Source organism: Paenibacillus sp. J2L1-98 (assembly GCF_056269405.1).
The window spans coordinates 142108-168670 of sequence record NZ_JBWDNW010000005.1; the positions used below are offsets into that span (position 1 = coordinate 142108).

20 protein-coding genes and 1 pseudogene are annotated in these 26563 nt (G+C 50.8%); 13 read left to right on the forward strand and 8 right to left on the reverse strand.

Features of this window, described 5'->3' with window-relative positions; all coding sequences use genetic code 11:
* Window positions 1-18: 18 nt before the first annotated feature.
* The 5 genes from AC0YNZ_RS12600 to AC0YNZ_RS12620 are packed head-to-tail and all read left to right on the forward strand — an operon-like array spanning window position 19 to window position 5977.
* Complete coding sequence (locus AC0YNZ_RS12600; RefSeq protein ID WP_475826927.1) at window positions 19-1260, forward strand: ABC transporter substrate-binding protein; 1242 nt, start codon at window positions 19-21, stop codon at window positions 1258-1260.
* 26 nt (window positions 1261-1286) lie between these two features.
* On the forward strand, window positions 1287-2168 hold the full coding sequence (locus AC0YNZ_RS12605; RefSeq protein WP_475826928.1) for a branched-chain amino acid ABC transporter permease: 882 nt from the start codon (window positions 1287-1289) through the stop codon (window positions 2166-2168).
* A gap of 24 nt (window positions 2169-2192) precedes the next feature.
* Window positions 2193-4028, forward strand: a complete 1836-nt coding sequence (locus tag AC0YNZ_RS12610) for a branched-chain amino acid ABC transporter ATP-binding protein/permease (protein WP_475826929.1) — start codon at window positions 2193-2195, stop codon at window positions 4026-4028.
* Window positions 4015-4731: an ABC transporter ATP-binding protein gene (locus AC0YNZ_RS12615; protein ID WP_475826930.1), complete on the forward strand. Its 717-nt coding sequence runs from the start codon at window positions 4015-4017 to the stop codon at window positions 4729-4731. The genes AC0YNZ_RS12610 and AC0YNZ_RS12615 overlap by 14 nt, the downstream gene beginning before the upstream one ends.
* A 28-nt stretch (window positions 4732-4759) precedes the next feature.
* Window positions 4760-5977: an amidohydrolase family protein gene (locus AC0YNZ_RS12620; protein WP_475826931.1), complete on the forward strand. Its 1218-nt coding sequence runs from the start codon at window positions 4760-4762 to the stop codon at window positions 5975-5977.
* A 156-nt stretch (window positions 5978-6133) separates the two neighbouring features.
* Here the strand turns inward: AC0YNZ_RS12620 and AC0YNZ_RS12625 are convergent, their stop codons facing one another.
* Window positions 6134-6877: a C40 family peptidase gene (locus tag AC0YNZ_RS12625; protein ID WP_475826932.1), complete on the reverse strand. Its 744-nt coding sequence runs from the start codon at window positions 6875-6877 to the stop codon at window positions 6134-6136.
* 432 nt (window positions 6878-7309) lie between these two features.
* On the opposite strand from AC0YNZ_RS12625, the gene AC0YNZ_RS12630 reads away from it, so the two are divergent.
* The 4 genes and pseudogenes from AC0YNZ_RS12630 to AC0YNZ_RS12645 form a co-directional block, all read left to right on the forward strand.
* Window positions 7310-7738, forward strand: a complete 429-nt coding sequence (locus AC0YNZ_RS12630; protein WP_475826933.1) for an SRPBCC family protein — start codon at window positions 7310-7312, stop codon at window positions 7736-7738.
* Between the two features lies 1 nt (window position 7739).
* Window positions 7740-8123, forward strand: coding sequence for an ArsR/SmtB family transcription factor (locus tag AC0YNZ_RS12635; protein WP_475826934.1), 384 nt, complete (start codon window positions 7740-7742; stop codon window positions 8121-8123).
* A gap of 255 nt (window positions 8124-8378) precedes the next feature.
* A complete protein-coding gene (locus AC0YNZ_RS12640; protein WP_475826935.1) occupies window positions 8379-8516 on the forward strand; it encodes a hypothetical protein in 138 nt (45 codons plus the stop codon).
* Window positions 8516-11234 (forward strand): annotated as a pseudogene (locus AC0YNZ_RS12645) (xyloglucanase); the annotation flags it as partial. The gene AC0YNZ_RS12640 and the pseudogene AC0YNZ_RS12645, both read left to right, overlap by 1 nt.
* Before the next feature lie 46 nt (window positions 11235-11280).
* Here the strand turns inward: AC0YNZ_RS12645 and AC0YNZ_RS12650 are convergent.
* From AC0YNZ_RS12650 to AC0YNZ_RS12680, 7 genes are all read right to left on the reverse strand, one after another.
* On the reverse strand, window positions 11281-12117 hold the full coding sequence (locus AC0YNZ_RS12650; protein WP_475826936.1) for a 1,4-dihydroxy-6-naphthoate synthase: 837 nt from the start codon (window positions 12115-12117) through the stop codon (window positions 11281-11283).
* Window positions 12114-12824: a futalosine hydrolase gene (locus tag AC0YNZ_RS12655; RefSeq protein WP_475826937.1), complete on the reverse strand. Its 711-nt coding sequence runs from the start codon at window positions 12822-12824 to the stop codon at window positions 12114-12116. The genes AC0YNZ_RS12650 and AC0YNZ_RS12655 overlap by 4 nt, the downstream gene beginning before the upstream one ends.
* 83 nt (window positions 12825-12907) lie before the next feature.
* Window positions 12908-14275 carry a TrkH family potassium uptake protein gene (locus tag AC0YNZ_RS12660; protein WP_475826938.1) on the reverse strand — a complete coding sequence of 456 codons (1368 nt, stop codon included), beginning with the start codon at window positions 14273-14275 and terminating at the stop codon, window positions 12908-12910.
* 37 nt (window positions 14276-14312) lie between these two features.
* The gene (locus AC0YNZ_RS12665; protein ID WP_475826939.1) at window positions 14313-15908 is read right to left on the reverse strand and encodes a histidine kinase N-terminal 7TM domain-containing diguanylate cyclase; all 1596 of its coding nucleotides are present in this window, start codon (window positions 15906-15908) and stop codon (window positions 14313-14315) included.
* 145 nt (window positions 15909-16053) lie between these two features.
* Window positions 16054-18321 carry a PAS domain S-box protein gene (locus AC0YNZ_RS12670; RefSeq protein ID WP_475826940.1) on the reverse strand — a complete coding sequence of 756 codons (2268 nt, stop codon included), beginning with the start codon at window positions 18319-18321 and terminating at the stop codon, window positions 16054-16056.
* A 203-nt stretch (window positions 18322-18524) separates the two neighbouring features.
* Window positions 18525-19010 carry a hypothetical protein gene (locus AC0YNZ_RS12675; protein ID WP_475826941.1) on the reverse strand — a complete coding sequence of 162 codons (486 nt, stop codon included), beginning with the start codon at window positions 19008-19010 and terminating at the stop codon, window positions 18525-18527.
* 65 nt (window positions 19011-19075) lie between these two features.
* On the reverse strand, window positions 19076-19579 hold the full coding sequence (locus AC0YNZ_RS12680) for a hypothetical protein (protein ID WP_475826942.1): 504 nt from the start codon (window positions 19577-19579) through the stop codon (window positions 19076-19078).
* A gap of 250 nt (window positions 19580-19829) precedes the next feature.
* Between AC0YNZ_RS12680 and AC0YNZ_RS12685 the strand changes: the two genes are divergently transcribed.
* The 4 genes from AC0YNZ_RS12685 (at window position 19830) to AC0YNZ_RS12700 (ending at window position 26534) form a co-directional block, all read left to right on the forward strand.
* Window positions 19830-20048: a hypothetical protein gene (locus AC0YNZ_RS12685; RefSeq protein ID WP_475826943.1), complete on the forward strand. Its 219-nt coding sequence runs from the start codon at window positions 19830-19832 to the stop codon at window positions 20046-20048.
* Between the two features lie 281 nt (window positions 20049-20329).
* On the forward strand, window positions 20330-21784 hold the full coding sequence (locus AC0YNZ_RS12690) for an MATE family efflux transporter (RefSeq protein WP_475826944.1): 1455 nt from the start codon (window positions 20330-20332) through the stop codon (window positions 21782-21784).
* A 347-nt stretch (window positions 21785-22131) separates the two neighbouring features.
* Complete coding sequence (locus AC0YNZ_RS12695; RefSeq protein ID WP_475826945.1) at window positions 22132-24126, forward strand: GTP-binding protein; 1995 nt, start codon at window positions 22132-22134, stop codon at window positions 24124-24126.
* Window positions 24127-24476: 350 nt separating this feature from the next.
* The gene (locus AC0YNZ_RS12700) at window positions 24477-26534 is read left to right on the forward strand and encodes a GxGYxYP domain-containing protein (RefSeq protein ID WP_475826946.1); all 2058 of its coding nucleotides are present in this window, start codon (window positions 24477-24479) and stop codon (window positions 26532-26534) included.
* Window positions 26535-26563 lie beyond the last annotated feature (29 nt).

Below are 26563 nucleotides of genomic sequence, written 5' to 3' on the forward strand. Positions count from 1 at the left end.
AGAGGAGAGGGTTTGCGAATGAAAAAGCTTTCGAATACAAAATGGACGTTAGGTTTGCTGGTTGTTGTCATGATGTGGGTGCTGGCTGCATGCGGCGGCGGTAACGGTAAGGAATCGGCGGCGGCGAACGCGCCTGCTGCGAGTGAGGTAACGGGAAGCAAAGAGCCGATTCTGATCGGGATGTCAACGGAAGCGACTGGCGATAATGCGATGAATTCGGTCAATCTGTATCAGGGCGTACAGGTGGCGGTCGATCAGGTAAATGCGAAAGGCGGCATCGACGGGCGTCTTGTCGAACTTGTCGTACGCGATACGGAGCAAAATCCGACACGCGGCATAAGCATAATTCGCGATTTTAGCCAAAAGGAAAAGGTGCTTGCCGCAATCGGAGGTTTTCACAGCACCGTTATGCTGGCACAATCACCGATCATTATGGAGGAGAAGTTCCCGTTCATGGTAGCGACCTCAAACGTTCCCGCATCCGTGGAATCCGGTATGCCATGGACGTTCGGCGTACGAATGAATGCGAACATTACGGCACAATATGCGCTTAAGTTCATCAAAGAGCATTTCCATACGACAAATATCGCGGTACTGCATGAGAATGGCGGTTACGGCAAAGGCGCCGCTGCGGCGATGACGAAGGTTTTGAAGGCGGAAGGACTAAAGCCTGCAGCAATCGAGTCATTCGACAATGCGAAGGATAAAGACATGACGGCACAGGTTAACCGCGCTAAGGAAGCGGGAGCTGAGGTTATCTACTTGTTCGGGCAAGGCGCGGCTAACGGGTATGTGCTGCAAGCAATGGATAAACTCGGCTGGAAGGTGCCGGTCGTCGGCGAGAACGGCATGGCAAATAAGGGCGCTCAGGAGGTAGGCAAGGAGCTGGCGGAAGGTACGTACGCCATTCAAACGGCAAACTTCAATGTGGATCAAACGCGCGAGACAGCCAAAGTGTTTTTGGCAGACTTTACGGCGAAATTCGGTCATATCCCAACAACCTTCGCATCTGCGGCACAAGGCTATGACGCCGCGATGATGCTGTTCCAAGCGATCGGGAAAACAGGCTTAACCGGCGATTTGGCAAAGGATCGCGAAGCGGTCAAAAACACGCTGGAGACGAACCTTGGCACGTACAGCGGGGTCATTAAGGATTGGGAGCAGGCGTTTACGCCTGAAAATCACGATGCGGTTGATGTCAATTCGTACCTCATGAGCACATGGAAGGACGGCAAGCTGGTCATTTCTGACAAGCAGTAAGTCACAATAAGGAAAGAGGGATGGACATGTCGCTTATCCTCCAGCTCATCATTAGCGGTCTCGCGGTCGGATGCCTATATGCCTTGATCGCGCTCGGGTACAGCTTGACGTTTGTGGTGAACGGGACACTCAATATGTCGCAAGGACAGCTGGTCATGCTTGGCGGGGTGCTTATGTTCGGCTTCGCCGGACCTCTGCACCTGCCCTTTCTTGTTTCATTCGCACTTGCGGCGCTTCTGGTAGGGCTGCTAAACCTGGGTATAGAGAGGCTCGCGATCCGCAAGTTCGACAAAGGCGCAAATTCGATCGAATGGGTGCTCAGCACGATAGCGGTCGGCATTGTTATTCAAGATGTCTCCCTTTACGTTAACGGTCCGGATGAAGGGGTAACGCCTTCTCCGGCGGGCGACGGGATGCTTCGTTTTTTCGGGGCGGGCATCTATTGGAAGGAGTTTATATTTTTGCCGGTCGTAGGTGCATTGCTGCTGCTGTTGATTTTATTTTACAAAAAATCGCATTGGGGATTATGGCTCCGGGCAACGGCGGATAATCGGACAGCGGTTGAAATCATGGGCGTAAGCAGTAACAAAATCGTTGCGGTTGCTTATGTGTTGAGCGGGCTGCTTGCAGGAATCGGCGGCGCCTTGATGTCTACCAATTATGCGGTTTCTGTCGATATCGGCCTGCCGCTCGGGCTTAAGGCAATATCTGTGGCGATTCTCGCTGGCGTTAACAATCCCAAGGGTATCGTTGCCGCCGGGCTCATTTTAGGCATTTCTGAGGCGTTCATCGGGCAGTATATTTCGACAGCATTCCGGGAGATGTTTGTTTACGGATTAGTCATTCTCGTTTTGTACTGGAAGCCGACGGGCTTGTTTAATGCCCGCAAAACTATCGTAAAAGTGTAATTTCGGATCGTCAGGGGGTGCGCTATGAATCAACTTGTCAGTCAAAGCTTGGGCTTCCGGTCTGCTGCAGGGCGGATTGCCGTTCTTGCGGCTGTAGGGCTGCTTGCCGCAGGGCCGTGGATGGTCGATACGTATTATTTGAACTTATTGTTTATGATCGGAATTTTCGTTATTACATGCACCGGCATGAATATTTTAATCGGTTATTGCGGCATCGTTTCGATCGGCCACGCGGGATTGATGGCTATCGGGGCTTATATGTCTTCCTTCCTCAGCACCAAGTACGGCATATCCTTCTGGACAGCCGCTCTTGCAGGCATGCTCGTATCGTTTATAATCGGCAGCTTGATTGCCATCCCGACCATTAGGGCGGGAGGCGTTTACTTATCGATGATTACAATCGCCTTCGGCGTCGTCATCCATGAAGCGCTTATCCGGTGGGATGCCTTCTCGGGCGGACCGCTGGGCATATCGGGTATCGCGAAGCCGCAAGTCGCCGCCTATACCTTTGACCTCAAAGGCATGTATTTATTCGTCTTAGCCCTAGCCGTTATTGTGCTGCTGTTTGCCCGTAATTTGCGCCGCTCCTCATGGGGAAGAGCGATGATTGCGACTAAGGAAAATGAAATTGCCGCAGCGTCGCTTGGCATCCGCAAGTTTACCGTTCAGTATGCGGGGTTTGCCGTCAGCTCGGTGCTTGCGGGTTTATCCGGCGCAATTTACGCGCATACCAACAGCTTTATTAGTCCGGATACGTACAGCTTTCAAATCTCTGTTCAGCTGGTGCTTATCGTTATTTTGGGCGGGGCGGGCAGAGTGCTGGGACCGGTTATCGGGGCAGTCATTATCGTGTTTTTACCTGAGGTGCTCGACATGGAAAGGCTGCGGATGGCTTTGTACGGCGGCATTATGTTCGCGGTATTATTCTTCCTGCCGAAGGGGATTGCCGGTACGGCGGCTGGCTGGTTCGCCCCCCGGCTGAGCCGGTTTGCAGGCAAGGATGATCGGCGGGCATTAGGGATGGCCGGCCACGGCCTGGAAAAAGAGCTGTTCGCCGCGCCGCTGCGGACGGGGGAGAAGCGGATGCTTGTGCTTGAAGGAATCCATAAGCATTTTGGCGGACTGCATGCTCTAAAGGATGTCAGCCTCACGGTTGTCTCCGGTACGATTCACTCGCTGGTAGGTCCGAACGGCGCAGGTAAAACCACGCTGCTTAATGTCATTTCCGGCCTATATGGCTCTGATCGAGGGACGTTTGCGCTGCAGGGGCAGAAGTTCGCACCGCATTCGCTGTCTGCGGCGGCTGAGCTTGGCATTTCCCGGACGTTCCAGCATTCCCGGTTGTTCAAGGAGCTGTCCGTGCTCGAAAATATTATGACCGGCATGACGAAGCGCGAGCGCAGCGGTTTCGCGTCGTCGCTGCTGAGAACGCCAAAGCAGCTGCGGACGGAGCGGCTTAAGGAGGCGCGCTCGCATGCGCTGCTTGATTTAATCGGCTACGAAGGCGACCGGCATATGCCGGCGAGCCAGCTGCCATACGGGCATCAGCGTATGGTGGAGATTGCCCGCGCGCTGGCAGCGGTGCCATGCCTGCTCCTGCTCGATGAGCCGGCGGCAGGGATGACAGCTGCTGAGATTGAGCAGCTGGAGCAGCTGCTGCGCAAGTTGGTTAAGCATGGCATGACGATCATCTTAATTGAGCATCATATGGATTTTGTGCAGCGCGTATCCGATACGGTTACGGTGCTCGATTTTGGCAAAATCATCGGAACCGGCAGCCCGGAGCAAATGCTGAACGATCCGCGTGTTATTCAGGCTTATCTGGGCGGAGAGGAGGTGGCCGCCAGTGCTGAGCGTTAAAGGGTTAGACGTCAGCTACGGCGCGGTCCATGCGCTGAAGGGAATCGATATGGAGCTGAAGGACGGCGAAATTGTTGCGGTCATCGGCTCCAATGGCGCAGGCAAGACGACGCTGCTGCAAGCGGTGCTTGGCCTCGTCCGTCCGAACGCGGGCGTAATCGAACTGGATGGCAAACCGATTACCCATCTGTCTGCGAACAAAACGTCGAATCTTGGTGTATCGCTTGTCCCGGAAGGACGCGAAGTATTCGGAACGCTGTCGGTTGTCGAAAATTTGCGGATGGGGCTGAAGAGGAAGATCGGCTCCGTATCGAAACCGCTGTTTGAGAGGGAGCTGGAGCTTGTTTTTGAACGGTTTCCCCGTCTGCATGAGCGGCGGAATCAGCTTGCTTACACGCTGAGCGGTGGTGAGCAGCAGATGCTAGTCTTATCGCGGGCGATGATCAGTAAGCCGAAGCTGCTGCTGCTCGACGAGCCGTCGCTTGGGCTTGCGCCGATTATCGTAAACGAAATTTTTGCCACTATAAAAGCTTTAGCCAATGACGGAACTTCGATCCTGCTCGTCGAGCAGATGGCGCATAAGGCACTGTCGATTGCGAAGCGAGGCTACGTTGTTGATAATGGAAACGTAGCTTTGCATGGATCGTCCTCTGCATTGCTGAATGACGACCGCATGATCAAAGCCTATCTGGGCGCACATTAACGAAATGACGAAGTAGAGGGTGACGAGCATGTGCATCACGAAAATAAACCGTATTCGTATTCATGAAAGCTTATTCGATATCGCACTGGATTTGGAGAAGGGCATTATTTCAAGTATAACGCCAAGCGACAGCCATTCTGCGGGCGTGAAGGCAGCTGGCGTTAAGGATGCCGAGGGCTTGCTTTATTTGCCGGCTACGACCGATATGCATATTCATCTGGACAAACATTTTTTGGGCGAGCCATGGAGACCGCTGCAGCCGTTTATATCATTGCCCGGGCAATTAGCGTTTGAAAAGTCGATGCTTGCTTCGCTGCCGACGACGGCAGCCGAACGCGCGCGCCGCCTTATTGACCTGCTGCTTAGCCGCGGTACGACCAAGATTCGGACGCATGTGGATGTTGATCCGCAAATCGGGATATCGCATTTGGAGCATGTGCTGCAGGTTCGGGAGGAATACCGAGGTGTGATGGAAATAGAAATAGTCGCTTTCCCGCAGCAGGGGCTGCTGCGGTCCGATTCGCTGCATGTCATGAAGGATGCGCTGCGCGCCGGTGCCGAGTATGTCGGCGGCGTCGATCCGGCGGGGCTGGATCATGCGGTCGACCGGAGTCTGGAGGCTACTTTCGAGCTCAGCGCCGAATTTAATGCGGGGGTGGATCTCCATTTGCATGATCCGGGCCATTTGGGCTTGTACACGATCAGCCGCTTCGCTGAGTTAACGTCACAAGCGGGCAAAGGCGGCAGAACGGCAGTCAGCCATGCGTATTGCATGGGGCAGGTATCCGAAGCCGAGTCGAGGGAGCTGGCACAGTATCTGAAAGCGAATGATGTTGCGATCATCACGAGTGTTCCGCTCGACAGACCGATGCCGCGCGTCGACCAGCTTGTGGCAGAGGGAGTGCGAGTACATGTCGGCTCGGACAATATTCTTGATGCGTGGAGCCCGTTCGGCAATGGAGATTTGCTCGCAAGAGGCTCGAAGCTTGCGGAGAAATTCGGCTGGATACTTGACGATGCGCTGCTGCAAACGTATCCGCTTATTTCGGCCGGCCCGCTTACGCCGAAGGAGGGCGATCCTGCCAGCTTCATGCTCATTGCCGCCATGAACGCGCAGCACGCGATTGCGTCTGCTCCGGTTCGCGAAGCGGTCTTCTCCGGAGGCAAGCTGGTAGGGGGCAAATGGGCGGAAGCGGCCGGAGTTAACGAGGCAGGTGCAGCTTTTACATCGTTCTTCGATGCGTAAAAAAAGCAGTCCCCCCGGGAGACTGCTTTAAAACAGTTATTAGGAAAACGCAAAAATATAGGGGGGTCAGATCGTCTTCCTAAATGAAAAACGAGCCCTAGTGATTCTAAAGGCTCGTTTTTCTTTGATTATTTTTTTGTGTAACGGCAGCTATTGTTAGTTGATAACTCGTCTTGCTGTAATAAATCTTTCTTTATAGTAGCTGCTGTTGATATTGGAAATGATAACATCGTTTTTGGAGCCGGCGTTGTGAATCATTTTTCCTCCGCCAATATAGATTCCTACATGGCCAACATTGCTTTTATCTTTGGCATTTGTCCAAGTGAAAATCAAGTCGCCTTTTTTAAAGTTACCCCATGCGACTTTTTTTCCTACTTTAGCTTGATCGTCATCGTCTTTATTGACTAGAAGGACACCGACTTTTGCAAGTCTATATGCAAGGTAAGTGAAGCCTGAACAGTCCGTTTTATATGGTGCGCGGGTTTCTTGTCTTTTTGTCCAGTGAACATAATCGACCTTATTTTTCAAAGAAAGTGCCGTTTGGACTACCTTGTTTCTTTTGGCTTCTACAGAAGATGATGAGGCAGGTTTAGGTGTAGATGTAGTAGATGTAGTTTGAACTGACGCACCAACTAGTTTTGTGTACTTGCTATTGGTAGTTATGTATCCTGTCTTTCCATTAAAACTAACCTTGTACCAATACTTGTTGTACTTAGAGATCAACTTTGCTTTCTGACCAAGCTGCAGACGACCAATGCTTCCTTGTGAAGTACTAGGTTCTTTGTAGACCGTAACCCAGCCATTATTCGTCGCCACGTACTGCCCGCTTGCTGCTGAAACCGAAGCCAAGGAACCTAACATCAACACTGCTGCTACAATCACCGAAATTATTTTTTTCATTTTTTCAACTCCTTTGGTCAATATTGTAGCCAGTATGGAGCCCAGTTTCAGTGTACAAATAATGGAAGGAGCGAAATCTGCTGTAAATATATTCAAGAAAATATTCCTTGCCGTCTCTACAATCGCTTATATCATTTGCGCTTCTTTATGGTCCTCTCTGCTTAGAAATGAAAGCTCTTTCCCCAGCTTATTCGAGTTCCGTAAACCTGCAAGCGGAAGAATCATTTACTGGGAATATATGGACCAATCTTCTGTTCATTAGGATTTTCTCAGACTGCCCAGAACATCCTATTCTTCATCAAATGGTGAATAATTAGATGATGCATCTGTTATTCCATTTGACATAAAACCAAATGCTGTCATATAATGACGACGTGAAACCAAAAGGTTTCATATTGGAGAAGTAATGGTAAGAAAAACGGAGGTCATCAAATGGGAAATAAAGATAAACAGGGCGCTTTACCGGATATTCGGCAAACGCTCGTACTTAATGCGCCGATTCAGAAAGTATGGGATGCGGTTGCTACATCGGAGGGCATAGCAGCATGGTTTATGCCGAATGATTTTCGGGCCGAGCTGGGCTATGAGTTTCATTTGGAAGCAGGGCCCTTCGGCAAATCCCCTTGCAAGGTAACGGTGCTTGATCCGCCTAACCGCCTTTCTTTCGAATGGGGCAAGGACTGGACCTTGACCTTTGAGCTAGTCGATCTGGAAGACAAAACGGAATTTACGCTTGTTCATTCAGGCTGGGATGCGGACAAAATTACCGAATTCGGTCAGCCGCATGAAGAGGTTCGTGACAGAATGTCGGGCGGTTGGATTGGTCTTGTGGCAAATTTGAGCAAGTATGTAGAGGCCTAAGATGGCTGAGTCCGCACCGAAGCATGATGTGTTTCAGGCGATTGCCGATCCAACGCGCCGCAAACTGCTTCATTTGCTTGGCGATGAGGAACTGCCGGTCACCGTTATTAGCGGCCATTTTACGATGAGCCGTACGGCGGTTTCGAAGCATTTGCGCGTATTAGCGGATGCCGGGCTTGTGAAGGACCGGAAGGTCGGACGGGAAACGCGCTACCGGCTGGACCCCGAGCCGCTCCTTGAGCTGAAGCGGTGGCTGGCCTATTACGAGCGTTATTGGGAAAATAAATTGTCCGCGCTGAAACGTTTCGTCGAAGCTGATGATGATGCCGCTGCTGCGGATGCTTTCGGTCCGCTTACGGTGGCAGAGCGGGAACAAGGTGAATAAGCGGCTAGCTTGAAGAAAGCCTCAAAAGTCTCATTTGAGGCTTTTTCTTGTGCGCCCGTACTTTGGGAACGCTCGAAAGTCAAAAAATAGGGTGATTTTAGGATGGATAATGGAGGTGGTTTACAAACACAGAATCGCTTACATTGTAAATGACAGCGGTTACATATTTGTCGGATTACTCAAAAATGGTTGATTGAAAGGGGATAGCGGCTGCCGGATTGAATGTTACCCAATACGATAAAAGGAGCTTGAAGAATGAGAAAAAAGCTATGCAGTTTGGTTCTTGCGATTGCTATAATGCTGCCTGCAGCGGGTACGAGCGCGACCGTGTCAGCGGAAAACGGCGCGCAAGCCCCGCTTAATCAAGCCTATGAATGGGGCAGAAGGTCGTAGGCGGCGGATATGTACCCGGCATTATTTATAACGAAAGAGAGAAGGATTTAATCTATGCGCGTACCGACATGGGCGGCTTACCGTTGGAATCCTGATACGGGCAAATGGATACAGCTAATGGATTTCGTAAGCTTTGACGAATGGAATATGCTCGGTGTCGAGAGCTTAGCGACGGACCCTATCGACCCCGATCGCGTCTATATCGCATCCGGCACCTATACGAATGATTGGACGGACATGAACGGCGTCATGCTGCGATCAACCGACCGCGGAGATACGTGGGAGAGAACGGAAATGCCGTTCAAAATGGGCGGCAACATGCCGGGCCGCAACATGGGAGAGCGTCTTGCCATTGATCCGAACGATAATCGCATCCTTTATTTCGGAGCTCGCAGCGGCAACGGCTTATGGCGAAGCGCCGATTACGGCGAGACGTGGAGCAAGGTGGACAGCTTCACGGCTACAGGCAATGTTGTCGATTACTACAACGATAAAGTTGGCGTTGCTTGGATCGTTTTCGACAAATCGACAGGTGCGGCAGGACATGCCACGCAGACGATTTATGTCGGCGTTGCGGATACCGGAAATAGCATTTTCCGAAGCGTGGATGGGGGGACGACATGGGAAGCGGTGCCGGGTCAGCCTGCCGAAGGTTTCCTGCCGAACCACGGCGCGCTCTCCTCAACCGGTATGCTGTACGTCACTTATGCGAAGGAGCTTGGTCCTTATAACGGCGGCCAAGGCTCCGTGCATAAGCTGAATACGAAGACAGGCGAGTGGAAGTCTATCAGTCCGACTAATGATACGGCCAATCCTTATGGCGGCTTAGCGGTCGATGCGCAGCATCCGGATACGATTATGGTCGCGACGATGAATAAATGGTGGCCGGACGATAATATTTACCGCAGTACAGATGGCGGCGCTACATGGAAAACATTCTGGTCGATTCCGGCTTGGCCGAACCGGGAGAATAAGTATACGATCGATTACTCGCTTTCTCCATGGCTGGACTGGGGTGAAGTGAAAAATTTACCGGAGCAGAATCCGAAACTAGGCTGGATGATGGGCGATCTGGAAATTGATCCGTTTAATTCCGATCGGATGATGTATGGAACCGGTGCTACTTTATATGGTTCTAACAATTTGACTGCATTTGATAATGACCAAAATGTAAATATTTCCGTATTTGCCGACGGTATTGAAGAAACGGCCATACTTGGCTTGATCAGCCCTCCTTCAGGAGCGCCTCTATTAAGCTCTATGGGAGACATCGGAGGTTTCCGTCATGAGGATTTGAACAAAGCGCCGGAGATGATTACGAATCCGTATATCGGTTCAAGCACGGACCTTGACTATGCGGAATTGAATCCTAATATCGTCGTTCGTGTCGGAAATGCGGACGGTTCGAACCCGAGAATGGGCGTTTCAACGGATAATGGAGTAACCTGGAGTCCGGCTGCAAATGTAGGGAATCCAACGGGAGGCGGTTATGCAGCGGTTGGAGCTGACGGAGGAACCATAGTATGGAGTCCGGGTGGCGAACCAGTCAGTTATTCAACAGATCATGGTGCAACATGGACCGCTTCCCAGGGCATACCGGCAGAGGCTATGGTATCTTCAGACCGTGTAAATACGAATAAGTTTTATGGCTTTTCAAACGGTAAGTTTTACTACAGTACGGATGGCGGCGCAACGTTCACGGAGTCTGCAGCAGCCGGACTGCCAAAAGCGCTTACGAGCAAGTTCAAAGCCGTTCCGGGCATTGAAGGCGATATTTGGTTAGGTGCTGCAAAAGACAACAGCGACATCGAGAATTCATTTGGTTTGTTCCGCTCGACGGATTCCGGCCAAACCTTCACGAATGTAAGCAATGTGGACGAGGCGGCTGCCATCGGTTTCGGTAAAGCGAAGCCGGGCGAAGAGTACATGGCATTGTACTCTTATGCGAAAGTAAATGGCAAGTACGGCATTTACCGTTCGGACGACGAAGCTGCGACATGGATTCGAATTAACGATGACGAGCACCAGTTTGGTTCTGCTAACCGGACGATTACAGGCGACCCGCGAGTATACGGCCGTGTCTACGTTGGCACCAACGGGCTTGGAATCGTGACAGGCGATGTTGCGCCTGATTCGGTAGTGAAAAATACGATTACCGTTACGGCAGCAGTGAATACGAATGGAACAGCAGTCGCAGCCGTAACGGCAGGTGATTTACGGAAGGCTATACAGCAGTCCACCGATCGTTCGGTCGTAATTGAAGTTAAGCCGGGCGCGGGTTCCAAAAAAATACAAGTTGACGTTCCTGTTGAACCGTTTAAAGGAATCGCAGCGAATAAAATTCGCAGGCTTCGGATCGATGCAAACTTTGCAGCAGTCAATCTTTCTACCAGTCTTATCAAAGAAGGTAAAAGCAAATTACAGTTTGCTGTTGCAAAGGCGGACACGGCAGCGTTACCAGCTGACGTGCGGCAGCAGGTTGGCGGAAACATGTTATACGATTTTGATTTAACCATCGATGGAAAGGATATCAAGAAGTTTTCAGGTGAAAATGACATTACGGTTGAAGTGCCATACACGCTCAAAGCTGGAGAAAATCCGAAAAAAGCCGTTATTTATTATGTAGATGACAAAGGCAGGCTTCAAACCGTTCGTAACGGACATTACGACGCAGCATCAGGGAAGGTCATTTTCAAGCTGAAGCCTTTTAATCATTAAACGAACAACCCCAATTCATTAGAATTGGGGCTGTTCGCTGTTTTCATTAACGAAGCAGTGCAAGGTCGAAGCCGGGCACGAGTCCTTCCTCGGCTGCGCGGCCAAGCAGAGCGGTTATCGCGGCGTAGCCATCCTCGCCTAGGCCGGCAGTAAATTCATTGACGTAAAGATCGATGTGCGCCTTGGCGACATCCGGCGACAGCTCTTGGGCATGCGTCATAATATACGACTGGGATGCCTCCGGGTGAGTCCAAGCGTAGTCGACGGATGCGCGAATCCAACCGGTAATGGCAGCCGTATCAAGTGAACGCTTGGCAATGATTGCCCCGAGCGGGATAGGCAGGCCCGTATCGGACTCCCACCAGCTGCCAAGATCAATCAGCATGCTGAGCCCGTAGGACGGATAAGTGAAGCGGGCTTCATGGATGACCAGCCCGGCATCGATATGGCCGTCGCGTACCGCAGGCATGATTTCGTGGAAGGGCATAACGATAATTTCACCGATTCCGCCGGGCACATTGCGGGCAGCCCACAACCGGAATAGAAGATAGGCGGTCGAACGCTCGCTGGGAACGGCTACCCGCTTGCCGGCGAGTGCGGCGGGTTTAGTTTCTCCCTCGTTATTGTTCGTCAATACGAGCGGACCGCAGCCTCTGCCCAGCGCGCCGCCGCAAGGCAGCAGCTTATAGTCGGACAATACCCAAGGCAGCGCCGCATAAGAAATTTTCATAACTTCGGGGCCTTCTGAATTTGCAGCCCAATGATTCGTAATATCGATATCGGCATACGTCACATTCAGTTCAGGCGCGCCGGGGATAAGCCCGTGCGTCCAAGCGTGGAAGACGAATGTATCGTTTGGGCATGGAGAGAATGCGATATTCATATTAATACCTCCCGTATGGCTTTACTTGCTGCTTCTAAAGAGGCTAATGCCTCGCCAATGCGCCAGGCGGCGCGGTCACGCGGCCCGACCGCATTCGAGATGGCGCGTATTTCGGTAACCGGAATGCCAAGTCCGGAGGCGGCTACCGCAACGCCGTGCCCTTCCATGCCTTCGGCCGCTGCGCCGCCAATCCGATCAGCAAGAGCAGCGGTTGTCTCAGCGGTGCCGGTTGCCGTCGTGACCGTAAGTATAGGGCCGCAGCTAACTGGTAATCCGGCCGAATGAATCGCGTCAAACAGACGATTATTCCATTCGGCGCTAACGGCAATGCGAGCCGAGCCGAACCCTAGCTCGTCTAAGCTGAGAAAGCCATCCGGCGACTCTGCCCCCAGATCGGCAGCGACGATAAGATCGGCTACGACGAGTGAGCCGATCTCAGCTCTTCCGGTAAAGCCGCCGCCAATGCCGGCGCTAATGACTAAGCGGTATGATGCCGTCGCAGCAGCAAGCGAAGCAGCCGTCCGTGCGGCCGCTGCGGCTGCGCCTACTCCCGCTGCGATGACGTCAACGCCCTTCATTCCTTGCAGGCCGCGAAGCACCGCATCGCGTTCGGCGCCGACAGCAGTTACGATCAGTACACGCTTCTTGGTTTCATGCCGTTCATCGCTAAATGCGTGAGTAGTATCGGTATGTTGATGGGGTGTCATGAGCCGGTAATCTCCTTTATTATGCCTATCAGTTAGCCTATAGCTATCGTATCACTCGCTAGATTGCGGATGCAAACGGCGCCCTAGCCGATCGTGATTTTACCTTCGGGGTAGCGGTAAAGCTCCTTCTTCGAGCGCGTGTTAAGCGCAAATGCCAGCGTGACCGGCCCGATCCGTCCGACAAACATGAGCAAGATGATGATGATTTTGCCAGGCTCGCTCAAATGGCTTGTTAATCCTCCCGACATGCCTACCGTACAATAAGCGGAAGTCGCTTCGAATAGTATAGCGAGGAATGATCCGCTCTCCGTGATGGAGAGAATCATCGATGCTCCGCAAATAATCGAGAACGCAATCATCGTAAACATAATGGCATGATGAATCTGCTGCTTGGCGATGCGGTAACGGAACAGTACGACGTCGTCTCTTCCCCGTATCATCGTAACGATCGCCCCAAGCAGGATCGCGAACGTCGTTACCCGGATGCCGCCGCCTGTAGAGCCTGGGCCCGCGCCGATAAACATGAGCAGAATGAGGAAAAATTGCGTAACCTCCCTCAGCATGCTGGGATCGATGGTGCTCAGACCGGCAGAACGGGCTGTAATCGATTGAAACAACGCGCCTAGAAATTTGCCGAGGGGCGATAAAGGCTGCAGCGTATGCGGATTGGAAAACTCAAGCGCAAAAATAACGATGGCTCCAATGACAGTAAGAATGCCTGTAACGGTTAAAACGACCTTGCTATGTAAGCTTAACTTTCTGTTTTTCGGATAGGTCACGAGCTCGGATATGACGATAAAACCAATTCCGCCGAAAAAAATGAGCAGCATCGAGACGATATTGACGAACGGGTCTTCAACATAATGGATGAGGCTGCCCGCCCTCTCCGGGAACTGGGAGAACAAATCAAAACCCGCATTATTGAAAAACGAAATACTATGAAATATGCCAAAATAAAGCGACTGTCCTACCGGCATTTCCAGCATGAAATAGCTGCTAAGCAGTACCGCGCCCGACAATTCGATGACTAAGGCATAGAGCAGCACTTTACGGATCATGCGCACGATGCCTTCCGTAGAGCCATAGTTCATTGATTCCTGCAGCACGAGCCGCTCGCGGAACGAAATGCGTTTGCGGAACAGCAAAGCAAATAAAGTAGCCATCGTCATAAAGCCCAATCCGCCGATCTGGGCGAGCACGATAATTACGACTTGTCCGAATGTGGAAAAATGTGTGCCGGTGTTCAGGACGGTAAGTCCTGTAACGCAGGTGGCGCTGGCAGACATGAAAAAAGCGTCAAGATAAGAAATCGATTTGTCACCCGTAAAGGATACCGGTTGCGATAAGAGCTGTGCGCCAATCAATATGATTAAAATAAAGCCAAAGACCATCACCTGCGGCGGACTTGGCCGAAAACGCAATATTTTACGTAGGGCAGCTAATTTAAGCATGGTTTCAACTCCATCTATCTCAATCGTGCTAATATCGTTATTTTACTTCATTGACTTGCACAAATTCCTGGCTCGACAGGTGGACGGCGTTTCGTCCGCTATGCTTGGAGCGGTAAAGAGCGATATCCGCCTCGCTGAGCAGCGCTTCCAGCGGCCATTCTGCAGTTCTTGCCTGCGTAACCCCGAAGCTGGCTGTGATCGTGATCGTTTTGGCTGCGCTATATAGCGGATTGCCGGCTATTTCCTTGCGGAGCCGCTCGGCAGCTTGTCCGGCTTGCGCAAGCGGCGTATCCGGCAGGGCAATCGCGAATTCTTCACCGCCGTAGCGTCCTAATAGAGCGTTATCGGGGAGGCATTGCTGACAAATCGCTATGACATGCTGAAGAGCAAAATCACCCACGCTGTGGCCATAGCGGTCATTGATTTGCTTAAAATGATCGATATCGAACAATATAAACGAGAGCGGCTGCTTCGTTTGGTGGGCGGAGGTTAGCAGCCGTCTGCTTTTTTCCATAAAAAAAGTGCGGTTATAAATAGACGTGAGCCCATCGATCTCGGCGAGATGGCGCAGTTTATTTTGAAGCAGTGTATGCTCCGTTACATCGATCATGACGATAGTTCTGCCTGTAAGCTGGCCATTCGGCTTAAATAAACCAGATGCTCTTATCCGGTAGTAGAACGTTTCTCCGCCGCGGATCCACTTGAGCTCCTGCTCATGCTCGCCGGAGGGGTCCACGCCAAACGAGAAGGCACCGGATTCGGCGCCGCGCTTCCAGATGTGCTCCAGCTTCTGGCCGATCGCAGCAGGAGCAAGTGCCGGTATAATTTGCGAAGCCGCTCCATTAAAGTCCATAATTTGATTTTCCAGATTGAGCACAAGCACCCCGTCGCGCATGCTCTCGAAAATATGGTCGCGCGCAATCGGGGCCACGGTGAGCAGCGCCGTAGAGAAGATCGACACGACATATAGGGCGGATGTTACGCACATGAGAATGGGAACGGGGTCCATCCCAAGCGGAGTGAGCCCGAGTACATACATGAGCGCTCCCAGCATCGGGAGCGATATGCCGATAGCCATCGTTATCATTTGTTTGCGGTAGGTTGACTTTGTCTTCCTCCAATAGCTTGCCAATATAAACAGGCTGGCAAACATAGACCCTGAAGTGTAGCTGCCGTGTACGTAATACCAGAAGCCAGGCACAACATCAACCATTGGCGTAGGAACATGAGGCCGCAAATAAAGAGTTTTATAAAATAGGTGATGATAGTCATTGGTTGTGACCATCAGCAGGGTGACGGCAGGAATGACGAACAACCCCCAAGCTTGTTTGGGAGTGTTGAATTTCTCTAAGCCTACATAGTGCATCACCAGAAGAAGGCTGCAGGGAGCGATGAAAGGCATGCCAATGTACTCGATATTTAACCAGAAGCGGATTTCGCTCAGCGATTCGCTGGCAAGCTCAAAGGCAAAGGCAAAAGTGTACACGGCGGTTAAAATGGTCGACCACATAAATACTTTCATGCCTGTGAACTTTGTCTTGTTGTAATAGGCATATATGGCAAGCAGCACGCTAAGAACACCGGAAATAATGACAATAATAATATACTGGGAAATTGGAGAATTCATAGTCATAGACAGCGGCTCCCAATGTTGCGGAATAGTAGATCGTTCTTAGCGAAACAATCGCTCAAAGCCTTGAAGGCTTGGACACATTTTACCATAGGAGCGCTCTCTTCTTCAAAAGAATATAAAAAAACGGACAGCTTGGGAATTTCCCTTAGCTGTCCGTCGGTATCGAAATTTCAACGCAGGTTCCTTTGCCGAGCTCGCTGCGGAAGACAATGGTCCCTTTGTGGGCGGTAATGATTTGCTGGCTGATCATGAGACCCAGCCCGTTGCCGTTCGCTTTTTTCGTAAAGAAGGGCTCTCCCAGCCGGAGCAGATCTTCCTCGGCAATACCGCAGCCTTGATCGATAAACTGCAAAATGAGCGCATTATCAGCATTGCGCTCAAGCTTAATGGTGAGAACTCCTCCGCCAGGCATCGCTTCAATACCGTTTTTCATAATGTTCACGAAAACCTGTTTTAACTGATTGGCTTCACCGATGACCTCAGGAAGCTCGTCGTCAGCGAGCAAGCTTAGCTGAACGTTGCTCATTTTGGCTTCTGAATCAAGCAGCATTATAATATTGCCGACGAGACCCAGTATCGCTATAGGCTGGAAGCGGTTCGCCTGCGGCTTGGCGAACACGAGAAACTCGCTCACGATCATATTGATCTGATCGAGTTCGCCGAGCATAACCTCAAGATGAGCGGGAGACAACGAGCCGGTCTGCTGCTGCAGCTGCACGAAGCCCCGCAGCGTAGTAAGCGGATTACGGACCTCATGGGCGACGCCTGCCGCAATCTGACCGACTACCGACAGCTTCTCCGACCTTCGGATCATTTCCTCCGACTGCTTCCGGGACGTAATATTGCGGGAGATTGAAGCAATGGCAACAATCGCGCCAAGCTCATCGCGGATAGAGGAGATCGTAATGCTTAAATCGATGAGCTCGCCTGACTTCGTAAACCGGACGGTCTCATAATCGGTAACAGAGCCGCCCTCCAGCACAGTAGCCTCAAGCTGGTGATGGATGCTTAAATATTCTTTAGGCACATTGTTTAACGGTTGACCCAAAGCCTCGTGCTCGCTCCATCCGTACATTTTCTCGAAGGCTCTGTTAACCTGGATGATATTTCCCGTTAAATCTGCGACATGAATCGCATCGGATGTATGGTTCACGAACGATTCTAAATACTGCTTCGTGCTTCGCAGCTCTTCGGCCGCATCCTTCAGCTGCGTTGTATAGCTGTACAAATTGCTGCCCATCGAATCGATGCGCGAGGCCAGCAATCCGAGCTCATCCTTGCTGCGAATCGTTATGACTTCACCGAAATTGCCGGCTGCTATCGCATTTACTTTGTGTAAAATTTGATTCAAGCCGCGAATCATAAAGCCTGCAATGAAATAGCTCGCAATCATCGTTACCAGAACAAGCCCGAGTGAGATGAGAGATTGCATGAGAAGCTGGCGTTTGAGCGGCCTCATAATAGAATTATGATCAAAGCTGATACAGATGACATACGTCTTGTCGATTGTAATTGGAATGAACGTTTTCATTACCCGCTTGCCTTTTAGGGTGCTTTTTGCGGTTACTGACAGGCCGCTTTTCAGTGCATTTTGGATATAAACGGAATCATTGTCTTGATCGATATAGGTGTATTGGCCAAAAGGAATATCGCGAACATCCAAGTTGTACACCGGAATACCCTTTTTCATCTTAATAATCGGACGTTTTCCGAAAAATTGCGGATCAAAGCCGGTAATTTCTAATATATCCTGTTGATCTGCGATGATTTTATTGACAATGGCATCCGTCCCGATCGAATAGTCGAAATCAAGCAGCACTTGCGCGTCAACGTAGGGATTGATCATATAGTTAGTCGTGCCGTCGTAATAATCGCCCCACTTCTTAATTTGTTTGGGATCAGAGGTGGAGAAATTAAACGGCCCCGACCAAAAGTTTTCAAGCTTTTGACCTTGGGGAATGGTGACATTGTGCATTTCGAAAAGCTGAAGAAACGCCCGGTGCCAATAATCCCATGTTTTGGAGCTCAAATCAATTTCGTTCGGATCGGATGATTTTAAAGCGATAACGTCATCGCCGAACCTTTTCCAGAGCGTAATATGATCGACGCCAAGCTTGCGGCTTAGCTCAACGAGCTGCTCGTTTTTGACATTATCGATATCCGGATCAAGCTGCTGCTGCGCTGCAATGGCAGCTATTCGCAGCTTCTCGCCCATTGTATCCTCCATAGATTGTCTTGCACTCTCTGATGCTTCAATCGTAAGGCTGATTTGCTTCGCTATATTGTTAACCTGCTGCTCGAGATTAGCCTGTACCTCGGCTTTGGACGAAATATAGTAAATGGTTAAGCTCAGCACCAAGATAATGGCTACAATAATTGAAATCGAAAAAGACAGTTTAGCTTTAATGGACAACAGATATCCCTCCAGAGTCTAAGGTGCACATACTACAATTAGACACGGGATGACAAAATTCCTGTAGGAAGGTTTATCTTCTTTTAATAATTTTAATCCTTCAGGTCATCGTCTAAATAAAAAAGGGAGAAACAGGAATCTGCTTCTCCGCCAGTACGCGTATATCCGTTCACAGTTAAGCGGAAACGCGTTTTTTTATGCTGTTATGCCCGCGAAAACTGCTCTTCTTCCAAGTACTGCTCCGCTTCCTCATAGGTTTCGAAGGCGGATTCCAGGTTCAGGCCGGCATATAAATACCAGAGATCTTCTTCGAACAACAGCGTAAGTACGTCATTGTTAGGCCCGATCCAGCGCTCCTCCTGCGGAGGTTTGCGTTTTTTCTTTTTCCCCGTTTCCGGTTTCTCCGGCGGAGGGGTCGCAAGGGAACTGATCGATTTCCCGATAAGTGTGCGAAGCTCTTCCTCGCTGTAGTCCCGAATGTTGACTAGGCCTTTATTATCGGTAGCGATGCCGGGCACCAGGCCGGCGAATACATAGCCGTTTCCGTTCGGATGCAGATGGTGCACGACCGTTTTTTTCTCATGCGCACTCTCTTCGTAATGGAAGTTTGTGCGGCCCAGAGAAACATCCTTTCGCTGCAATTCAGGAAAGCTTTCAATTATAGCCAGCTTTTGTTCAAAGGATAGCATCGGTTATTAGTTTCCTCCTATAGGTTTGCGATGCTTGTGATTATACCATACAGAAGGAGGAACTGTTACATGTCTTTCTTCTTCATTAGAAGAACCATGGCGCCGGCGATAATGAATACGATGGCGAAGATTGGCTGGCTAAGCGCAAACTTGCTGTAGAGGGAGCCAATCGAGAAGACTGCGAAGAAGAGAAGCGAGAGCACGGTCAAAATATTAATCGGTATAAGCAGCCATTTGTTGCGGTTGCCAAACCAATAAAATTCGAACAAGCCAATGGCAACGGCGAGAATAAAGCCCGGCCACATGTATGCCCAGTTGTTGAAGAGCATGGCGATCTGACTAATGACACCTGCGGTGAACAAGATGCCTCCGGGAATTAAGAGGCCAATCCCTTTTCTGCCGATCATAGCGAAGTACAGCCAGTGGAAAAATAGGCCAAGCGGGATTACGAATAACGATGGCCAGAAGTAGGCGAATATTTTGCCGGGACCGAATGTCTCGCCTTGATTTAGAAATAAACAAGCGCCGAGCAGCAGGAGGACAAGTCCGCTAATTGTTCTTAAATTCATTGTTTTAAAGCACCCCAATCCTTGTAATATTAGCTGCTTTCAGCATAGCATACAAAGAAAATAGCTGTCCTCCTGCTGCAGGTAAAAAAAGGAACTAGACTAAAGTCCAGTACCCTTGGCCGAACGGCCGCGAATGGGATCGAACGCTACAAAAAGCGGGAATAGTTGTTAGGAAACGACACTTTACACCTCTTGTTTAGTTCTATGAAAGCGCTACAATTAAGGTACTAAGAGCTAGGAGGTGATAAAGATGAGCCAAGAAGAAGATGTAGTTCAAGAAGGAGCGGAAGAAACCGCTGAACTGATCTCGGAAGAGGCTCCAGCAGATGATGCAGTAGAAGCTGTAGAGGCTGAATTGGAAGAGGAAGTTGAAGAAGCGGCTGCGGCTGCAGAGGAAGAGGCTGCAGAGGACGCGGATGAAGAGGCGGCTGAGGAAGAAGCTGCTGAAGAAGATTCGGAAGAGCAATAATGATATCGATCATTTTCATTTATAAAGATGAAGACTGTGCAGAGGCCGTTTCGGCGGCTTGAGTGCAGTCTTTTTTTATTGGATAAGAAAGGACGCCGGTTGATCAACGAAATTAAGAAACACGCACCTTATATGCAGCTGATTTTTTCAACGCAAAACGAGCTTTTGCCGCCAAAGGGAGACGCTATTCCGGCGTATTGGTTAAGTATGCGTTTTCATTCGTGATACCATAATTTTATTCGTGTAAAAGAGCGAATCTAACGTGCAATAGGCATCTTAATATGCTACGATACCTTGTGCTTTACTTTTCCAATTTAGAAGAAGGTGACATGATGGCAACGGCAGAGGCCGGTAATGGACAAGGGCAGCAGGAACAGAAAGGTATGAATATATTTTTTCTGACTTGGCCTATTTTTTTAGAAATCTTTTTGTTTATGCTCATGGGAATTGCAGATACGCTGATGTTGAGTGCGATTTCGGATAATGCGGTATCCGGCGTCGGGGCATCCAATCAATATTTGCATATTGCCATTTTGCTATTAGAAGTAATCGGCAACGGGGCATCGATTGTTGTCGCGCAGTACATCGGCTCCCGGAAGTTTATTGAAGCTGCGAAAATATCTGCGCTGGCGGTAACGCTTAATCTACTCGTTGGGCTGACTATAAGCATGTCGTTCGTGCTGTTCGGCGGCCAATTGCTGCAGACGCTGAATTTGCAGGGCGAGATACTTGCTCATGCCAAAAGCTATCTATCGATTGTAGGCGGAATGATCTTTTTGCAGGCGATTATTAATTCGATTGCCGCCATTATTCGCGTACACGGCTTCACGAAGGAAGCGATGTACGTGTCGCTAGGGATGAATGTCGTTCATATTATAGGTAATTACCTGTTTATTTTCGGGAAATTCGGCTTTCCGGAGATGGGCGTCCAAGGCGCGGCAATTTCATCGGTCATCAGCAGGGCGCTTGCGCTCGTTGTTTTCTTCTGGCTGCTGTACCGGATTATGTCGGTGAGAGTAGAGCTTCGCTACTATTTCTCGATGACCAAGGAATACATTGCCAAAATTTTAAAGATCGGCATCCCGTCTGCGCTAGAGCAGGTCATGTACCAGACATGCCAAATCGTATTTTTGTATTATGCGACTTATCTTGGCGCAGCTTCCTTGGCAGCCAAAAATTATGCGAACAACATCTCGATGTTCACTTACTTATTCGCATTCGCGATCGGCATGGGGACGTCGATTATCGTCGGCAGGCTGGTCGGAGCGGGCGAGCAAACGTCAGCCTATTACCGGGTTTGGAAAAGCGTGCGCTGGGCAAGCGGCGTAACTTTATTCGCGGTCTTGCTCGTTATCGCTTTCCGGGAGCCGCTTATGGGAATGTTTACAGATGACGAGGAAATTATCCGTCTAGGGGTGAACGTCCTGCTGCTGAGCATCGTGCTGGAGACGGGACGCACGATCAACATCGTGCTCGTTAACTCGCTGCGGGCGTCAGGGGATGCCAAATTCCCGCTCTGGATCGGCATGGGCTCGATGGTGGCGATGAGCTTGCCGCTCGGTTACTTCTTTGTATTCCAGCTGGATTTAGGCTTGGCAGGCATTTGGCTGGCTATTGCGGCGGATGAATGGCTGCGCGCATTTATTATGTTTTTCCGCTGGAGAAGCAGAGCTTGGGAGAAGCATGCGCTGGTCAAGCGGGAGCATAAGGAGAAGGCAGCTGTTCTGCATACGTAATACGGGGAGTCTGGCATCGGCATCATGGGTTTAAAGAATATTTGCAGGATTAAGTGAATACATTCATTAATGCATTAGGGGTGTCCAAGAAGTTGTTTTAACTTCCAGGGCATCCCTTTTTAAATAAAGAGCAGCCTTTGACGGTTGATTCCACGCACAGCAGCAAGCGGCGACGAAGTGAAAATCCCGATCGAAATCGAAGCGGTCTATCAAGGTTAATAGGTATGATTAGCGTTTATATATAACGGCTTACCGGGCAAATGTCACGGTGGGCCGTTTTTTGTTGCCGTTAAACGCTTTCAGAGTTACGATAGGGAAAGGAACAGCGGGTAAGGGAGACATGCGGAATGGAGCTTAACGATTCACAACATATACGGAATATCGGAATTTTCGCTCATGTTGATGCGGGGAAGACGACAACGACTGAGCAAATTTTATACTACAGCGGTCGTATCCGGTCGCTTGGCAGCGTTGATGCAGGTACGGCGCAGACGGATTTTCTTGAAGTTGAACGCTCCAGAGGAATTTCGGTACGTGCGGCGGCGACGCGGCTTTCATGGCAGGGTGTGACGATTAACCTTGTTGATACGCCGGGACATGTCGATTTTCTTTCGGAGGTAGAGCGGTCGCTGCGCGTGATGGATGGCGCGGTGCTCATTATTTCGGCAGTCGAGGGCGTCCAGGCGCAGACGGAGGTCATTTGGCATGCCCTGCGGGAGCGGAGCATTCCAACGCTCATTTACATGAACAAGCTGGACCGAATTGGTGCCGATCCATTAGGAACGCTGCAGCAAATCCGGCGTTTGTTTTCGCCGCAGGCAGCGCCGGTGCAGGCTCCGGTTGGTGCGGAGGACAGCTTTAGCGGCGCGGTGAGCTTACTGGGCGCGGACGGCGATTCGGAGGAGGCGACAGCATATCTGCAGCTGCTGGAGGAAACGGTGGCGATGCAGGAGGAGTCGCTGCTGCTTCGCTATTTAGAATGCGGCATGCTGCCGAAGGAGGAGCTGAAACAAATGCTTCCTTCGCTAACGCGGGAGGGAGAGCTGTTTCCGGTCTTATTCGGCGCGTCGAATAAAGGAATCGGCATCGAGAAGCTTATGCAAGCGATGGTTACGCTGCTGCCTCCGCCATCCATCGTCACGGACGGACCGGTGTCGGGCGTCGTCTTCCGCATCGAGCGTGATCCGGCGATGGGGCGGATCGCCTATGTGCGATTATACAGCGGCGTTATCCGCAACCGCGATTCCGTTCACAATGAGACGCAGCAGATTGAGGAGAAGGTTACGCAAATCCGTAAAATCGACGGGCAGAAGGCCGAGGATGTCGGACTGCTGGCGGCTGGCGATATTGCTGCCGTTTGCGGCTGGAATCAGGCGCGTATTGGCGATATTATCGGCTGCGCCGATTTTGTACCCGGGGAGACGCGGCTTGCGGTGCCGCTCCTGACGGTTCAGGTTCTCTGGAGCAGCGAGGCCGAGTACCCGGCCGTCGTCGCGGCGCTGCATGAGCTGGCCGATGAGGATCCGCTGCTCGATTTGCAATGGCTGCAGGAGCAGCGCGAGCTGCACCTTAAAGTTATGGGTCCGATTCAGATCGAGGTGCTGACGCATGTTTTGAACAATCGGTATGGCTTGAATGCTGCGTTCGGCCAGCCATCCGTTATTTACAAAGAGACGCCGGCACAAGCGGGCGAGGGCTTCATCGCCTATACGATGCCGAAGCCTTGCTGGGCGATTTTGCGGTTTCATATCGAGCCCGGCGAACGCGGCAGCGGGATAACCTACAGCTCTATCGTTCGCTCGGAGCGGCTGCTGGACCGTTATCAGAACGAAGTAGCCAGGAGTGTGCCTGAGGCGCTGCTGCAAGGGCTTTTTGGCTGGGAAGTAACGGACTTGAAGGTGACGCTTGTCGAAGGAGAGCATCATGTTTGGCACACACATCCGCTTGATTTTGCGGTAGCTACGCCGATGGGGATTATGGACGGTTTATCCCGTATAGGGGTGAAATTGCTGGAGCCGATGCTGTCCTTCCGTCTCTCCGTTCCGGAGGAGACAGGCGGCAAGCTCATGAATGAGCTCATTCTAATGCGCGGTGAATTCGATTCGCCGGTCGTCAGGCAGGAACGAATGGAAATCGAAGGGACGCTGCCGGTAGCGACGTCCCTCGATTTTCCGGCGCGGTTTGGTTCGCTTACGAAGGGAAGAGGGGTCTTAGCGACCTTCTTCGCAGGCTATCGCGAATGCCCGCCGGACGTGAAGGCGGAGCGGGTGCGCAGAGGCGTTAACCCGCTTGATCAATCCAAATATATTTTATCCGTTCGCAAAGCGCTTGCCGGCTCATAGCCGCAAGCGTTTTTTTGTTCTTACTGTCGCAATACCCATCAAATATAGCGGCAAAAATCGATCATTTGTTATATATAATATATATTTTATATTGGGGAGAAAACCTGTATGGTAAACTCATTCTGGTAGAGGGAATTGACTGAAAAAGTCGCGTAAATCTGCATCATTAGGCTCAAAATGATGGAAAAATATGAGAGCTTTTGTCGAAGTGCTTGAAATAATATTATCAATATAATAAATATATATTTGTGAGGAAGTGAAGGAACGCTGCCAAGTAAAGGAGGGTACAGGGGATAAGGCGAGCGTCGAGAGGCTGTCCTCCATACCAATAGTAAACTGAGGTGTAGACTATGTTTCGTAAGCTAACCGTTATCGGATTCGCGATCGTCTGTACGTTGTCCATGTCTTTAGGGGCAGCCGCTGCCGACTCCAAGGAGAAGCCGCTGGCAAGCACGATTGCTTGGCCAGAAAAGCAAGCGCTTCCTAATTTTTCGAAGATTAAGCACCTGGACGTGGCGGATATTTATGATGCGCCCGGCGACATAAAGATTCTAATGGCAACCTTGCAGGGCATTGTCAATCGTGCTGAGCCCCGGATTTATTTGCTGGAGAATAAAGAGGAAGGCAAGTACACTTGGCTGAACGACTTGGATGTGACTTACAAAGTAAGGGACGACTATTGGAAGATCGTCCAAACTTATAAGCAGGAAATTAACGGAATCATAATATACGATCCGAAAGTACCGGACTCTGTTAACGTGGCAACGACGCTGGCCGGCTTGAAAAGCGCTGTAGTTGCTAGCCCCGAGCTGGCAAAGAAGTTGCAAGCCGCACCGTACAGCTTGAAGGTGCTGAATGATCTTCAAGGGAAATTCAAGGATAGGCTGGACGCTTACAACTGGCAATATGAGAATCTTTGGAGCCAGACGACGCACCGGATGCTCGTCGGCCTTAGTCCGGACACTTCGATCAGGCTTCCGGACAACCAGGCGGATCTGTTCAAGGTAATCGCGGAAGATACGACGCAGGAGCGGGACGGCGGCAATAGAAAGCTGTATGAGCTCGATCTAACCGGCAGCCTCGGTAAGTCGGACGTCTATCTCCGTTTTGACGATGCGTTTGCGCAGGACGGCTGGGGTACGGCTGTGCATGAGGTTACGATTAAGGCTGACGGTAATACGATTGCGAAGTTTATTCCGGGTACGCCGGATGAAGAGCCGTTCCTGTATGACCGGCAGAGCTCGCAGGTATCCTCGGGCAACGGCGGACATCGTTTTGCTGACAATAACCGATACTTTATCTACAAATTCACGCCGCCTGCCGGTACGAAGCAGCTGACGGCATCCGTCGATATGTGGAATCAATTTAAAGTGTCCGTCGGCAATGTTAAGCCGGTGTCCTCCGAGCAAAAGGAGCCATACGGTTACTTGCGCGATTATGCCGTTGCAAACAAAGCGATGGTGTTCTGGCTCGATTCCAACGTGCCGGAACAGAAGGCGCTCTTTGAGAAGATTATGTCGGATGTGAAGCCGGGCACGCCTTACCTGGGCTGGTTCAGCAATGACGTTGACGGCGAATTCAGCGGGACTGAGGTTACGTCCAATCACGGTGTCTATGTGCTCGCGGCCGATTGGTTCAGCAATCTGACTGTATTTTCCGGCACCAAGGTTAATCCTGTCAAAGCCAAAGCGGCAAAGACGCCAAAGCTGGAGAACAAGATTTATGTAACGTATACGTTCAGTGAAGGTGACAATTTCCAATATAATCAGCATAGAATGCGCATTCTGTGGGATGATCCGAGCCGCGGTCAAGTGCCGCTGAACTGGACCTCCAGTCCTTTACTCTACGATGGCGCTCCTGCGATGCTGAATTATTACCGGGAAACCGCTACGGATAACGATCTTCTAATCGCGGGACCATCCGGAGCAGGTTATTTCTACCCGAACGCATGGCCAGCAGCATCCTTCACCGACTTCCTGAAGCAATCGTATTCGTACATGGAGAAGACGGGCATGACGATTCCTTACGTATTGAACCGCATCAATAGTGAGAATGTGCCGCTAAGTGATGCCCATGCCGAAGCCTATATCAAGGAGTATAAACCGCAGGGGCTGTTCCTAAGCTGGGAAAATCACCACGGGGTAGAGATTGTTGGCGGCAAGCTTCCTGTCTCGACGATTCAAGGCATCAGCACGATGCAGGACGGCAAGAAGATTCTTGATGACGTCAAGGCCCAGTGGGACGGGAAGTCGCCGTTGTTCGTCTCCTTGGGATTGCTTGCTTGGAGCTTAACGCCTTCTGATATTGCCGAGCTGCAAGCCTCACTCGGATCGGAGTACGTTGCGGTTCGCGCAGATCAGTATTTCTCGTTGATCCGCAGCGCGAACGGCCTGCCTGTTAAGCCTTAAGGGAAGAGGACGCCAGCATCGGCTGGCGT